Here is a 12,697-nt window from a genome sequence, read left to right on the forward strand (position 1 = left end):
GATCAAACCCCCTGTTCTGCTTTAGCTAAACGTGCGGTTCGGGAAGTCAACCGTGACCAGGAGGCCACCTTCTGCAGAAGTACTCAGATTTACGCTGCTGTTGTGTTGCTGCGCCACCGCTTTGACGATGGCAAGCCCCAGCCCGCTGCCGCTTTGCACCTGATTGGGATCGCGGAAAAAGCGGTCGAACACGCGCTCCTGCAGCTCGACCGGAATACCCGGGCCCGCATCGGAGACGCGCAGCTGAACGACGCGATCGCCTGCACGCACGTCGACCTGAATCCGCCCGCCCTCGGGGCTGTATTTCACGGCGTTCTCAATGAGATTATCAATCAGCGACACCAGGCGTTCCCTGACGCCTGAGATCCACACTTCATCCTCGGCAAAGAATTCCAGCTCGATCCTGCGCGCAGACGCTAAGGGCTCCAGCTCGGCCATACGCGCCTGGATGAGCGTCGTCAGCGGCACGGGCTCCATGGCCGTATCAATACGCGCTTCGCTGTGCATCATCAGCAGCAGCTGATTGACGAGACGCGCGGCGCGGCTGTTGCTGCGGATCACGCCGGCAAGCAGCTCCTGCTGGCTTTCGCTGATGACCCAGGACTGCAGCGCTTCCACGTTGATGCGCATCGCCGCGAGGGGCGTACGCAGCTCGTGCGCGGCATCCGCGATGAAAACACGCTCCCTTTCCGCGCTTTCACGCACCCTGGCAAGAAAGTCATTGATCGCGTCCACCATCTGGCGAAGCTCTCTGTGCTTCGGTACGGCTTTTAACGGGGAGAGATCGTCCGGCGTGCGTAACGTAATCTCATTGACCACCTTATTCCAGGGACGCATCGCAATGCGTATTGACAGCCACGCGGGAAACAGCAGAAAAGGGAAGCAGACCAGCAGCGGCAGGATGTAGTACCCGCGTGAGTTCAGGTAAATAAAGAAGTTCCAGCCGCTGGCCGGGGTGAAAAGGGTAACCTCCACGTCGGAGTGCGGGGATTTGAGGGTACGGCTGGTCCAGGTACGATCTCCACTCTGAACATGCTCCAGTTCGCCGAACCGGGTGTTTGTTATCCCTGCAGGCGCACCGTCGGAGGCAAAAATAACGGTATTATTTTTGCGAACGATGAGGTTAATCGACAGCACGGGATCTTCCCCTCCGCCGTAACCTTCACGCAGCGCCTTGCTGAAGTCCTCCAGCACGGCGGTACGATCCTGCGGACGTCCATCCATACGCTCAGTCAGGTTAAAAACGGTTTCGTACGTTTTACTGCCCGTGAGGATAGGGGGGCTACGCAGGTCCTCCCACAGAATAAAGGTTAAAAAAAGACACCACAGCAGGGTAAGCAGCAGCATCTGGGCGATGATAATTCGCCTTACCAGCGTCGGACGCCTCAGGTGATACCAGACGTTTTGCATTAACCGGTCACCTTTTGTATTGAGACGGAATCAATAACGTACCCGACGCCCCGGACCGTTCGCACATAGCCGTCGCCGATTTTTCGCCGTAAATTTCCCATATGCACGTCGAGCGCGTTGCTGAGGTTCTCTTTGTTGCCGAATATCCTTTCTTCCAGAAACCGCCGGGTCAGCACGCGGTCCGCGCGCAGCATCAACGTTTCCAGCAGCGCGTATTCACTGGCCGTTAAATCGATATGGCGCGCACTCACCGTCACGCGGCGCGTCGGGACATGAAGGGATAGCCCACGAATTTCTATCGCCTCATTTTCAAAACCGTAGCTGCGTCGCGCAAGGGCTCGCACTCTCGCCAGCAGCTCGGCGAGAATAAAGGGTTTGACGAGATAGTCGTCCGCGCCGGCATCCAGCCCGCACAGGCGATCCTGCAGCGTCCCTCGCGCCGTCAGGATGATGACGGGGATCCCCTTGAGTTGCTGACGTAAACGCGTCATCAGGCTCATGCCATCGCCGTCGGGCAACCCCAGGTCGAGCAAAATAAGTTCCGGCACGCAGACGTCAAGCTGATGCAACGCATCCTCTTTACGGCGAACCCATATGACGTCAAATCCTTGATCTGAGAGGGCGATACGTACGCCATTGCCGAGATCCAGGTCGTCTTCGATAAGTAGAATTTTCACATTGGTAACGGTATCAACCGTGAATGAAGAATAACTTAAGAAAAAAACGGTAGCAGGAAATCTGTCCGGATGACAGCACCTGCCCGCGCTTCAGTGTTTCTTCATTTTCGGCTCATAAGAACCTTAGGGTCACTCTTCAAAATGGGCGTTCCGGCGTTTAACCGCCTGCATCGTCATCATTTGAATCCATAAGGACTTCCTTAATGAGAAATATTGAACTGCGTCATACGTTCCCTCATTTACTTTCGGACCGCTGCCTGAAAACCCTCGTGCCGGGCGTCGTTCTGGCGTTACTGGCTACGCCTGTACTGGCGGAAGAACAGCGCCAGGGTAACGTCTTAACCCTGGGGGGCGGCGTGGATGTGGGGCCGCGCTACTCGGGTTCAGATAAAACCCGCGTCTCAGCGGCTCAGGTAGTGGATTATTCCATGGCAAATGGCTTCTTTATCGGCACCACGCGAGGGATCGGTTACGGTAACAACGTTGGCAACCTGGATTACAGCGCAGCGCTGAGCTATCGAGTAGGCCGTAAAGATAAAGACGTGAGCAGCGATTCGATCAGCTTCGGCAGCGACGAGTTAAGAGGGATGGGAGAGATTAAAGGCTCGGCTATCGTGGTGCCCGGGCTGGGGTACAAGGTGGCCGACTGGCTGAATCTGCAGCTGCAGGCTGAGGTTCCGGTGTCTGAGAGAGACAACGGAGAGGCGGTGCATTTCGGCTTGAGCAGTCCGCTCTATACCTCACCAACAAATGCGGTGACGCTGGCGCTGACCGGCAGTTGGGGATCCGACAAGTATATGCAGACGTATTACGGGGTCAACGCCGCCCAGTCGGCCGCATCGGGCTTTGCCCGACATGACGCCGGGGCCGGGATTTATGCCTGGTCGATGAACCTTGACTGGACCCACAAGCTCACCTCTCGCTGGAGCGTGCTTGCCTCAGCGGGCGTGACGCAGCTGACGGGGGATGCCGGTGATAGTCCGATTGTGCAACGCAAAACGTCGCCTACGGGGAGTTTGAAGGTGACGTACAGTTTTTAATTGTGGGTTGCGGCGGCTGGTGGTCTTGAGCTGTATATGAGCCGCTCCGGTTTAGATGGCGGGGCGGAACCTCTTGCTGACAATTACAGCACATGTGGTTTACGGATTTATCTAAAGCTCCATTGTGCTGTGATGACAAACACGGAGGGGATGATAATACCCACATCCATGCCAAAATAAGACGTAAAATTATACTGGAATCCGTGATATATGTAGGGAGAAAATCCTATCCCGGTTACTTTTTTAAAATCATGGTATGAACCATGGTCACCACAATCATCGAATGTATCAAAGAAAAATTCGCCTACATATCCATAGATTCCCTTAAAAACCCAACCGTTATTCCACCCAGCCCAGTCTCTTCTCACGCCGGCAGCCAGGCATCTGTCATTAAAGCTGTTTTTCATTGTGCCTAGCACAACACTATATTTCGATGTGTCCGAAAATTTCCTCTCCACAGATATAAACTTGTTTTCAAAGTTCTCCGTGTATTGTCCGTGATTATTTGTCAGATGATAAACGTATGAGCCCGTGTTTATAGAATACAGATTGATTTCATCTGCAGAGCAATTCCAAGTAACCAGACAAAAATTTCCGCACCACAGCCATGCGGGGTATCTTTTACGGGCTGTCTGCTTATGTGGAATATTATCCATATTCGCTCACTTTGGCTAACGTACTGAATTTATAAGAACTAATTTTTGGCCTGTAGCTGTACAAATTTTAGCATACATACGGAACGTTGTGATCTTGCGTCACGGGAACGGGACAATGTTCGCTTTCGGTGCAGACAACGCAGACCTTGTCAGACAGTTCCATGCGAGTCATCTCAATTCAGTACACGGCTGGTACAGTCCGCCTCTGGCTCGATGCGGACGATCTGACTGAGCTTAAGGTTCGCAGTGAGCAAACGGTGGGCCCACCATTATGCTATTTTTACCAACGGTGAGCGTCTTTCCCGAGGACATCAGCCGGCACTGCGGGCAAGCTCATTTATTTTTGTGCCAGAAACCCGATGATAGTTAACACTCTTGATAACCTGAGCACCGAGGGACTCATAAAATTTCTGCGCCAATGGGTCTGCTGCCACAGATAACCAATCGAGTTGTAAACATCCCCGCTCTTGAGCTCGGCTGGCTATAAAACTCATCAGCTTTCTCCCAACTCCAGCCCTCCGGAAAGGTGCAGAAACAAAAAGCTCTTTAATAAACATTTGCCCGCTGAAACGTGGTGAAGGGTACATCACTGATACACATGAAAACGCAGCAATTACTCCTTCACAAACCACTTTGTGAACTTCGGTATTAGAGTCGACTGCAAGGACCTTATCCCTCAGATATGCGGTCATGTCACTTCTGGACAAGCAAAGATTCTGATTATAATAATTTTCCATCTCGATAAAAATATCAACCAAATCAGGATATTCGTGTGGTTTGCAGATAGTGATGTTCACGCTTGTCTCCTTAAGCAAATTGTATCAATTTAAAATTAACACAAAAGCAATAAAGCTATATCAATAAAGGTGTCTACCGCAAATTGTGAAAATAACGCAGTTGTTCCATAGTTGCTTAAGCAGTTTTGAGCGAGGAGCGGAGGCTGTCTTTTATCCTCGCCGATCTGTCTGACGTATGTATCACAGATTCATAGGCTCATGAGTATGAGCGGAGATTGCATATGCTTATTTATAACGTTTTTGGACGTCATATGGCGTTCAGCGTAAGAACTATCGGTGGCTGGTATTTCGCGCTGACCTGACCGAGAGAAAGTTTTCTCGACTCTATGACATCGCTATTCCAGACGATATGAGAGAAGGTGAGATTGCCAGCGTGCAGCACTGCAGCATCCGGCCAGGCCAACTCCGGCTTAGGGGGAGTTTTTGAACTATGTTTAACACCAGTCAGAATAATAAAATGGTTAAGTATTTACAGGACCTGAGCGGCGGGGCCTCCGTCCGGAGCATTTGAAAGCCAGAACCTCACTTTAAAGTGTGGCAACATTTCGTGGGTAATATTCATGTCCGGAGAATAACGTGTTCGGAAAGCTATTGTTGAACTATATGCCAGGGCTACAAAATTTGTTGGCCTACGATAAAAGCTGGCTAAAACATGATGTTAAAGCGGGGTTATCCGTTGCGGCTGTCGCGCTCCCTGTTGCGATTGCTTACGCTGAGTTGGCGGGTGTGGGGGCAATTGTAGGGCTCTATTCCTGCGTTTTACCAATGATAGCTTACGCACTGTTTGGCTCTTCACGCCAGCTTATTGTGGGCCCTGATGCCACAACCTGTGCGGTGATTGCGGCCGTTGTATTTCCGCTTTCTGCAGGTAATCCCGAACTGCACTGGCAGCTGACGATCATCATGACATTGATGATGGGCGGGTGGTGCCTCCTTGCAAGTAAATTTCGCCTGGGCGCGCTCGCGGATCTGCTTTCTCATCCCATTCTTACCGGTTTACTTAATGGCGTAGCCGTGACGATTATCGTCGGGCAATTAGGCAAGGTATTGGGGATCAAGCTTGATGAGGCGCAGGTTATTGAAAAAATAATCGCCTTGCCAGATCGACTTTCAGATAGCCATTTATTAACCGTAGGAATATCACTTTTTACGTTAATTATTTTAATGGTGATCAAGACGTACCGCAGCCAGTGGCCAGCACCTTTAATCGCCATTGTAATAACAACGGCACTGGTATGGGTGACCTCTGCGCAACAGTACGGTATTGCCACGATAGGGGGAGATGGCTTCCAGCCTGGTTTACCGGTCGTTCACTGGGGGGCGTTCCAGCCGGGGCCGATGCGTGATTTGGTGATCCCGGCGCTGAACCTGGCGTTGGTCAGTTTTGTCAGTCTGATGCTGACCGCCCGCAGTTTTGCCGCGAAAAATGGCTACGAAATTAATGCGGATGCAGAGTTCCGTGCGCTGGGTATTGCGAACATTATGTCGGGGTTATCTCAGGGGTTTGCTATCAGTGGCGCCGATTCCCGGACCGCGGTGAATGATTCGGTTGGGGGGAAAAGCCAGCTGGTTTCCGTGGTCGCCGCCTTGATCATCGGTATTGTCGTGGTGTTTTTCACACAGCCATTACAATACATTCCGGTATCTGCGTTAGGTATTGTTCTAATGTATGCATCGTGGTCATTAATCGATTTACGTGGACTATGGAACCTGAGACGCAGAAATAAACAGGCCTTTCGCCTGGCCTTCTTCACGTTTGGCTGTGTTTTAATTATCGGCGTTATCCAGGGGATTGGCCTTGCGGTGTTGCTTGGGTTGTTACAATTCCTTCGTACAGTATTTCGTCCCTCTGAGCACCTGCTGGGCACTGATGAAGAGGGAATGATTCACTCGTTAGGGAATACCACCGATATTAAAATGGTCCCGGGCGTGCTGATGTATCGATTTAACTCACCGTTGACCTATTTTAATGTGGCTTATTTTAAACGTCGGGTATTGAACCTGGTTGATGGGGCAGCCATACAACCTAAATGGGTGGTCATTGATGCCGTTGCTTGCTTCACCTATTCAGACATCAGCGTCCTGGCAACCATTAATGAGTTAAAGCGTGACCTGAAAGGCCGACAGATTAAATTAATCCTTGCGGGCAGGAAAACGGAGTTAACACGCTGGTTTAAAGACAGTCGGCCAACAATGAATGATGATGACATGATTCTGGCGCCAGACCTCTACCTGGCACTTCGGTTCATTCAAAGTAAAGAGAGTGCGAGTGAGGGGGAATCAGTCGGTGATACATAACCAAATACTGGTTAAAGGCTTGTAACGCATGCTACTGGCAGGCAGGGAACACTCACACTTTCTACCACCGAGGCGCAACTACTGTTGGCCTGGACAGTGAGGTGTTCCTAGCCTGTCTTACCTTCTTCTGCCATCTATTTCAGTAAAAACTGAATCAGCTGAACAAAGATATACACTGCCGCCGCCACTCGTATTGCCTGCCAACTCCATCTGAGATAGCGCCATTCATAGCGTTCTCTGGCATTAGCCTCTGCTATAGCGGAGTCATAACGCTTTTTTTTCTTTCTCCTGACTACGTCTATTACCCACAGGATGAGAATAAAGATAATGATAGTTTTCAGAAATATGGGATTATCCACTAAAAATGACTCCGGCTTGCTCGCTGAAAAAGCAGAATAGATGAACAGTCGTCACCTATCCACCACTAAATGTGGGGGTATGAATGAAATTTACCCTGATTCGATTTTGAGATGACCCTGCCCATAGCCGGTTTCTCCGCTGTGAATGCGCAATCTGTGGTGCGACGTATCAGGCTGACGGCTATAAGCAAGGAGCGGACATTGAGCGCCATTCATATTCACCGGAACAAAAATAGATAGGGTAGTGCCTACAAATAAATAAACTCATAATTCACAATATAACTTCCAATATTATTCACACGAGCCGTTACCCATACCCCAGTCATTCCCTGCTTACGGTGGCTGTGCAGATATTCTTTGTTTGTACAAAGCTGAATCCATCTGTTGGTGTTCTGATCTTTTAACCAGAGACCCGCTTCACAATGGCCATACTTACCTCTCGAAGGCCCCGGAAAGACAACCTCATATTCAGATTCATAGCCAATTATTTTTTCCGGGAAGAGATAGACATAAATATCATAACAATTTAAGCTCAATACAAACCCAAGGCAAAAGCCGCTAAAAAAAGCACTGGCAATATATTCTAATGTTTTGTTAAAAGTGCGCAGGTAAAAAGCGCGCATAACAAAAATTGTTCCAATCAAAACGCCAAGTGAAATATATGTCATCCATTCAGGAACGGATTTTTTTAATATAGTATTATGGGAGATGCCAGATGCCCATGACATATACCAGAGCCATCCACCTAAAACGCTGAATATCACGGCTGTAACAAGTAATTTCTTGCGTTTATCTTCGAAAGAATAATTTTTAGTCATGGTTTTGTTTTGTATGTATCAAACGAAAGTGTTGACCTTACCAGGAAAAGCTATTTTATATTATTAAATTCAATATGCCTCCTGTTTCGAGTTAAATTTTTTAAGCTTCCTCTTTTGACCGTAGCTTGCTCGCTATCCGCGAGCAAGCCACACCCCTTAGCGATACAGCGTTTTTTCCGCAACCGGAATAAGCAGCCCGGATCGCCAGTCCGCGAGCGTCAGCTGCGCAAGCTTACCCAGCGCGGTATAAAACGGATGTCCGGCGTTGTCGACAAACACGGACAGGAAGCGGGTGCTCCACGGCAGCAGGTGCCACGCCAGAAGTTGAGCGCACTCCGCATCGCGGCCGTTCTCGGCCAGCCATGCCGCCAGCAGCAGCAAAGCCCCGAAGTGATCTTCCGGTTCATTCTGCTGCATTTCAAATGCGATAGTGTTCTCCCGCATCCACTGGCGCAGCGCGAGGGTGGAGTCGCCGAACAGCACGGATTCGCGGTCAAGCCAGACGGAGCCCCATGGTGGCGCGGGCAGGGCGTAAGGGCCAATAAACAGCCGTTGCCAGGCGTCCTTCAGCGGCTCATCGGCAGACGCGGCAAAGGTGTCAGCTACAGGCTGCAGCGTTTCCGACGGCAGGGGCCAGTCCTGAACCCAATCCCCTGCGGTGAGGGCCTGCACCAGCGGCGCGGCCTGCTCGCTGACTGGCGAGAAATAAAACAGCGCGCCCAGCACCCGGGCGCTGAACGCGAACGATTCACGATGTGAGACATCTTTCATTACATCTTCCTTGTTCGCGCGGAGAGTGTCCGCGCGACTGTGTTAACCGATAATACAAATCATAGAATAAACCACGGCCACGCCATTCACTCGCTACACCTTCTCGATCTGCACCAGATTGGTGTGCTGCGGGTTGCCTTTTGCCAGCGGTGAAGGGCGGTGCGTGGTCAGGGTGTTGATGCATGAGCCGTGATCGATGCGATCGCCACTCATATTGGCGTCGTGCCAGGCACCCTGGCCCATAGCGCTCACGCCGGGCATGATGCGCGGCGTCACTTTTGCTTCAATTCGTACCTCGCCGCGTTCGTTAAAGACGCGCACCGTATCGCCGTTCTTAATGCCGCGTTTTTCAGCATCGACAGGATTAAGCCAGACCTCCTGGCGACAGGCGGCTTTCAGCACGTCTACATTACCGTAGCTCGAGTGGGTACGGGCCTTAAAGTGGAAACCAAACAGCTGCAGCGGGAACTGTGCGCGCTCGGGCGCATCCCAGCCGTCGAAGGTTGATGCGTAGACGGGCAGCGGACTGATGGTCTCATCTTTTTCCAGCTCCCAGGTGGCCGCAATCTCCGCCAGCTTGCTGGAGTATATTTCAATCTTACCCGATGGCGTTTTCAGCGGGTTGGCTTCCGGATTTTCGCGGAATTTTTTATAGGCCACAAAATGGCCGTTCGGATTTTTACGCTTGTAAATGCCCATTTTTTTTAGCTCGTCATAGGACGGCAGATGAGGGTCTTTTTCGAGCATTTTGGCATACAGATACTGCAGCCACTGTTCCTGCGTCCGTCCTTCGGTGAATTTCTGATGGATATCCGGCCCGAGGCGTTTCGCCACTTCGCTCATGATCCAGTAGATGGGCTTGCGTTCAAATTTCGGCGCGGTCACGGGTTGAAGGAATATCAGGTAGCCCATGTTACCCGCATAATCGTTAGGAATGATGTCTTCCTGTTCGACGGTCATCAGGTCTGGCAACACGATATCGGCATACTTCGCTGACGACGTCATGAAGTTATCGATGACCACAATCATCTCGCACTTGCTTTCATCCTGCAGGATATCGTGGGTTTTATTGATATCGGAGTGCTGGTTGATGAGGGTATTGCCCGCGTAGTTCCAGATGAACTTAATCGGCACGTCCAGCTTATCCTTGCCGCGCACGCCGTCGCGCAGGGCGGTCATCTCCGGACCGCGGGTGATAGCGTCCGTCCAGCTGAAGCAGGAAATTTGCGTTTTGACCGGGTTATCCGGCAGCGGCATACGTTCGATGGTGATGGTGTAGGTGGACTCACGCGCGCCGCTGTTCCCGCCGTTGATCCCCACGTTTCCGGTGAGGATCGGCAGCATCGCGATGGCGCGGGACGTCAGCTCGCCGTTTGCCTGGCGCTGTGGTCCCCAGCCCTGACAGATGTAGGCCGGTTTCACGGAGCCGATTTCGCGGGCAAGCTTAACGATGCGATCGGCGGGAATACCGGTGATGCGGGAGGCCCACTCCGGCGTTTTCGCCGTGTGGTCATCGCCCTGGCCGAGAATATACGCTTTGTAGTGACCGTTAGCGGGCGCGCCTTCCGGCAGCGTTTTTTCGTCATAGCCGACGCAGTATTTGTCGAGGAACGGCTGGTCGACCAGGTTTTCGTCGATTAACACCCAGGCAATACCCGCTACCAGCGCGGCATCGGTACCCGGACGGATCGGGATCCACTCATCTTCACGTCCGGCTGCCGTGTCGGTGTAGCGCGGGTCGATAACAATCATGCGCGCGTTGGACCGCTCGCGGGCCTGTTCCAGATAGTACGTAATCCCGCCGCCGCTCATGCGCGTTTCTGCCGGGTTATTGCCGAACATGACCACCAGTTTGGTGTTTTCGATGTCCGAGGTGCTGTTGCCGTCGTTGCTGCCGTAGGTGTAGGGCATCGCGCAGGCAATTTGCGCCGTGCTGTAGGTACCGTAGTGGCTCAGGAAACCGCCGTAGCAGTTCATCAGACGCGCCACCAGCGAAGCGTAAGGGGAGGAGCGGGTGATATTGCCGCCGACAATCCCGGAGGAGTAGTTGATATACACCGCTTCGTTGCCGTAGTCGGCCACCACGTCTTTCAGGCTGGCGGCGATCGTGTCGAGCGCTTCATCCCAGGTGATGCGCTCGAACTTGCCTTCGCCACGTTTGCCCACGCGCTTCATCGGGTAGTTCAGACGGTCAGGGTGATTGATGCGACGGCGAATAGAACGTCCGCGCAGGCAGGCGCGCACCTGATGGTTACCGTAAATATCCTCACCGGTGTTGTCCGTTTCGACCCAGTACACTTCGTTGTCACGTACGTGCAGACGCAGCGCACAGCGGCTGCCGCAGTTGACCGAGCAGGCGCCCCACACCACGGTATCTTCAGGCGGCTGGACGGCGTGCTTCACCGCCGCGGCGGCGCTTTTTAAACCAAAAGGCAGCGAGATCCCACCAGCGGCAAGCGCCAGAGAACCTATCGCCGTAGATTTCACGAGAGTTCGACGGCTAATTCCGCCGTGATGTTCAATATCGGACATGGCTCACCCCATCATTATAATTGCGTATTATTTTTCCCGAAATGATATCCGGGCTAATGATGGGGTGAGTGTTACTTATTTGGGGGTATTAAATCTTAATCCTCATCAAATCAAAGGGGATTGAGGGTCAATTACTGAGCTTCAGCTGCCGCACCGCTGCCTGTGCGGGTGTATAAAATTTTGAAGGTGTCGTTGGCGCAGTGGCCTACTACCTGCGTGCCCGCCTGGTCGGCCTGGTCGTTCGGCACAATGCTCAGCGTAAACCCTGATTCAGGCACGCCGTTGTTGATAATCTTCTGCTGAATGTCGCTTTTCACGCGCTCGCAGGAATCCGGTGCCGCCAGCGCGACCGTTGAGGCACTCATTAACAGCAGGGCGGTAATCCAGGGTAACCGTTTCATCTGTAGCTCCTTTTCTCTGTGTAGAGATTAATTTTAGCAGGCTTCGTGTAAACAACTGTATTTGCTAATATGATTGGGAATAATCTCCCTGTACGGTAATAAATGTGAAGAAATACGCAGCGATAACGCTACTGGCAGCAACACTGATGGGGTGCGACAACAGCTCCGCGCCGCTGTCGTTTACGCCCGAGATGGCGAGTTTTTCAAACGAGTTTGATTTTGATCCGCTGCGCGGGCCGGTCAAAGACTTTACCCAGACGCTGTTCAACGAGAAGGGCGAAGTGTCCAAACGGGTCACCGGCACCGTCTCGACGGAAGGGTGTTTCGATACGCTGGAGCTGCACGACCTGGAGGCCAACACCGGCGTGGCGCTGGTGCTGGATGCCAATTACTATCTTGACGCAGAAACCCAGCAGCGCAAAGTGAAGCTGCAGGGGAAATGCCAGCTGGCCGAACTGCCGTCAGCTGGGGTGACGTGGGATACCGACGACAACGGTTTTGTGGTGGCGGCGCACGGCAAAGAGATGGAAGTGAAGTATCGCTACGACGCGGATGGCTACCCACTGGGCAAAACCACCGTCTCCGGGGATCAGCATCTGTCCGTCCAGTCGACGCCGTCTAAAGATCTTCGCAAAAGAATGGATTACTCGGCAGTGAGCATGTTGAATGATAAGCCGCTGGGCAACGTGAAGCAGAGCTGCGATTACGACCGCCACAATAACCCGGTGAGCTGCGATCTGACGATCACGGACGACAGCGTCAAACCTGCCGTTGAGCGCAAGTACACCATCAAGAACACGATTGAATATTACTGAGAGTAACGTGCATTTTGTACGTTTCGCCCGGCGGCGCTACGCTTGCACGGGCCTACAATGAAGCACCCTGTAGGCCGGGTAAGCACAGCGCCACCCGGCAAGAAAGACAGCGCAATGGTTCAT

The 12,697-nt window shown here is 52.2% G+C and carries 12 protein-coding genes and 1 pseudogene; 4 read left to right on the forward strand and 9 right to left on the reverse strand.

Annotated features, from left to right (window positions below; genetic code table 11):
* Positions 1-21 precede the first annotated feature (21 nt).
* Positions 22-1,410: a sensor histidine kinase gene (locus LJA86_RS05825; protein WP_229225778.1), complete on the reverse strand. Its 1,389-nt coding sequence runs from the start codon at positions 1,408-1,410 to the stop codon at positions 22-24.
* Complete coding sequence (locus LJA86_RS05830) at positions 1,410-2,087, reverse strand: response regulator (RefSeq protein WP_229225779.1); 678 nt, start codon at positions 2,085-2,087, stop codon at positions 1,410-1,412. Before LJA86_RS05830 ends, LJA86_RS05825 begins: the two co-directional genes overlap by 1 nt.
* Positions 2,088-2,290: 203 nt before the next feature.
* Between LJA86_RS05830 and LJA86_RS05835 the strand changes: the two genes are divergently transcribed.
* Positions 2,291-3,127, forward strand: coding sequence for a MipA/OmpV family protein (locus LJA86_RS05835; RefSeq protein ID WP_229225780.1), 837 nt, complete (start codon positions 2,291-2,293; stop codon positions 3,125-3,127).
* Between the two features lie 107 nt (positions 3,128-3,234).
* Here LJA86_RS05835 and LJA86_RS05840 read toward each other — a convergent pair whose 3' ends face one another.
* Positions 3,235-3,783, reverse strand: coding sequence for a hypothetical protein (locus tag LJA86_RS05840; protein ID WP_229225781.1), 549 nt, complete (start codon positions 3,781-3,783; stop codon positions 3,235-3,237).
* A 311-nt stretch (positions 3,784-4,094) separates the two neighbouring features.
* The gene (locus tag LJA86_RS05845) at positions 4,095-4,580 is read right to left on the reverse strand and encodes a GNAT family N-acetyltransferase (RefSeq protein WP_050595294.1); all 486 of its coding nucleotides are present in this window, start codon (positions 4,578-4,580) and stop codon (positions 4,095-4,097) included.
* A 221-nt stretch (positions 4,581-4,801) separates the two neighbouring features.
* On the opposite strand from LJA86_RS05845, the pseudogene LJA86_RS22245 reads away from it, so the two are divergent.
* Positions 4,802-4,947, forward strand: a pseudogene (locus LJA86_RS22245) (DUF7661 family protein); the annotation flags it as partial.
* 209 nt (positions 4,948-5,156) lie between these two features.
* Positions 5,157-6,878, forward strand: a complete 1,722-nt coding sequence (locus LJA86_RS05850; protein ID WP_229225782.1) for a SulP family inorganic anion transporter — start codon at positions 5,157-5,159, stop codon at positions 6,876-6,878.
* Positions 6,879-7,012: 134 nt separating this feature from the next.
* Here the strand turns inward: LJA86_RS05850 and LJA86_RS22205 are convergent, their stop codons facing one another.
* From LJA86_RS22205 to LJA86_RS05870, 5 genes are all read right to left on the reverse strand, one after another.
* The gene (locus LJA86_RS22205) at positions 7,013-7,237 is read right to left on the reverse strand and encodes a hypothetical protein (RefSeq protein WP_324254936.1); all 225 of its coding nucleotides are present in this window, start codon (positions 7,235-7,237) and stop codon (positions 7,013-7,015) included.
* A 248-nt stretch (positions 7,238-7,485) separates the two neighbouring features.
* The gene (locus tag LJA86_RS05855; protein WP_229225783.1) at positions 7,486-8,055 is read right to left on the reverse strand and encodes a hypothetical protein; all 570 of its coding nucleotides are present in this window, start codon (positions 8,053-8,055) and stop codon (positions 7,486-7,488) included.
* 156 nt (positions 8,056-8,211) lie between these two features.
* Positions 8,212-8,826 (reverse strand): Tat proofreading chaperone DmsD, encoded by a 615-nt coding sequence (gene dmsD / locus LJA86_RS05860; RefSeq protein ID WP_196352349.1) that lies wholly within the window; start codon positions 8,824-8,826, stop codon positions 8,212-8,214.
* A gap of 93 nt (positions 8,827-8,919) precedes the next feature.
* Positions 8,920-11,358, reverse strand: a complete 2,439-nt coding sequence (ynfE, locus tag LJA86_RS05865) for a selenate/tellurate reductase subunit YnfE (RefSeq protein WP_229225784.1) — start codon at positions 11,356-11,358, stop codon at positions 8,920-8,922.
* A gap of 131 nt (positions 11,359-11,489) precedes the next feature.
* A complete protein-coding gene (locus tag LJA86_RS05870) occupies positions 11,490-11,759 on the reverse strand; it encodes a DUF1161 domain-containing protein (RefSeq protein WP_048030665.1) in 270 nt (89 codons plus the stop codon).
* A gap of 104 nt (positions 11,760-11,863) precedes the next feature.
* Here LJA86_RS05870 and LJA86_RS05875 point away from each other — a divergent pair, with 104 nt between their 5' ends.
* Complete coding sequence (locus tag LJA86_RS05875; protein WP_072052294.1) at positions 11,864-12,574, forward strand: YnfC family lipoprotein; 711 nt, start codon at positions 11,864-11,866, stop codon at positions 12,572-12,574.
* Positions 12,575-12,697 lie beyond the last annotated feature (123 nt).

This window comes from Enterobacter sp. TCD1-1 (genome assembly GCF_020567405.1).
GTDB classification, from domain to species: Bacteria; Pseudomonadota; Gammaproteobacteria; order Enterobacterales; family Enterobacteriaceae; genus Enterobacter; species Enterobacter quasiroggenkampii.

Coding starts and splice junctions, on each gene's coding strand:
- LJA86_RS05825 (WP_229225778.1), bottom strand. CDS start 1,410: ATGCAAAACGTCTGGTATCACCTGAGGCGTCCGACGCTGGTAAGGCGA.
- LJA86_RS05835 (WP_229225780.1), top strand. CDS start 2,291: ATGAGAAATATTGAACTGCGTCATACGTTCCCTCATTTACTTTCGGAC.
- LJA86_RS05840 (WP_229225781.1), bottom strand. CDS start 3,783: ATGGATAATATTCCACATAAGCAGACAGCCCGTAAAAGATACCCCGCA.
- LJA86_RS05855 (WP_229225783.1), bottom strand. CDS start 8,055: ATGACTAAAAATTATTCTTTCGAAGATAAACGCAAGAAATTACTTGTT.
- dmsD (WP_196352349.1), bottom strand. CDS start 8,826: ATGAAAGATGTCTCACATCGTGAATCGTTCGCGTTCAGCGCCCGGGTG.
- ynfE (WP_229225784.1), bottom strand. CDS start 11,358: ATGTCCGATATTGAACATCACGGCGGAATTAGCCGTCGAACTCTCGTG.
- LJA86_RS05870 (WP_048030665.1), bottom strand. CDS start 11,759: ATGAAACGGTTACCCTGGATTACCGCCCTGCTGTTAATGAGTGCCTCA.